The sequence below is a fragment of the Verminephrobacter aporrectodeae subsp. tuberculatae At4 genome (assembly GCF_000193225.1).
GTDB lineage: Bacteria > Pseudomonadota > Gammaproteobacteria > Burkholderiales > Burkholderiaceae_C > Acidovorax > Acidovorax aporrectodeae.
Genome location: NZ_AFAL01000797.1, coordinates 1 through 972, shown reverse-complemented (window position 1 = coordinate 972; position 972 = coordinate 1). Strand labels below are relative to the sequence as shown.

The window sequence follows — 972 nt, the reverse complement described above, 5'->3', positions numbered from 1 at the left end:
TCGGCTCGGCTCGGCTCGGTGATATGTATATGTGTCTATGTCAGACAGTACCGAACCCCCGCGAACGCCTTGGCTGCGCGCCACGCAAGCAGAGAAAGGTTGGCTGAACATGGCTGCGCATCATACCGGGTATACGATTACTCTTTCGTTGTTTTACATCGTGCGCGCCTGGCTTCCGTGGTAAGGCGCTCGGCGCCCACGGCCTGCGCCACGCTGTCGGCGCTGCCCAGGCCATTCAGGTGCCACAACCCGCGATGGACCTGTTGTTTTATTCCGCCGCCCGCTGCGCTGCGTCCGCCGCCAAGTCCTGCTCCAGTTGCAGCGCGGCCATGCCGACGAGCGTGCGCACGGAGCTGCGCCCGGTCTCGATCACGTGCCGGGCGGTTTCGCGGTACAGGCCGTCGCGCTGGGCGTAGAGCGCGCGCAGCCGCTTCAGCGGGTTGCCGCCCTGGAGCAGGGGGCGCGTGCGGTCATGCTGGACGCGCCGGCAGATCTCCTCGGGCAGGGCGTGCAGGTAGAACACGCTGCCAAAGCGGCGCAGCACGTCCCGGTTGTCGGCGCGCAGCACGGCGCCGCCGCCGGTGGACAGCAGCATGCCGCCGGGCTGCTGCGCCACGTCGGCCAGCGCCTGCGCTTCCAGGTCCCGAAAGCAGGCCTCGCCCGCCACTTCAAAGTAGCTGCGGATGCTGCAACCCAGGGTCTGCTCCAGCCGCTGGTCCAAGTCGATGAATGGCACCCCGCTGTGCTGCGCGAGCTGCCGGCCGAGGGTGGATTTGCCCGAGCCGGGCATGCCGACCAGTGCACAGCGAATCTGCATGAACGTCCCGCCTTCCTGCTTTCAGCTAGGCAACGGCAATGCCGTCCCCGGGCTCGGGATTTTCCTTGGCGGGCAGGCGGGTGGCGAGGATCTTGTCGATGGTCTTGCCGTCCATGTCGACCACTTCGAGCCTCCAGTCCTCCCACTGCACGGTG

2 protein-coding genes are annotated in these 972 nt (G+C 67.1%); both read right to left on the bottom strand.

Annotated elements, in window-relative coordinates:
• Nucleotides 1-268: 268 nt before the first annotated feature.
• On the bottom strand, nt 269-817 hold the full coding sequence (locus VTU_RS0121615; protein WP_010108734.1) for a shikimate kinase: 549 nt from the start codon (nt 815-817) through the stop codon (nt 269-271).
• Between the two features lie 25 nt (nt 818-842).
• The coding region (locus VTU_RS33190) for a transporter associated domain-containing protein (protein ID WP_010108733.1) at nt 843-972 on the bottom strand (130 nt) is incomplete at its 5' end.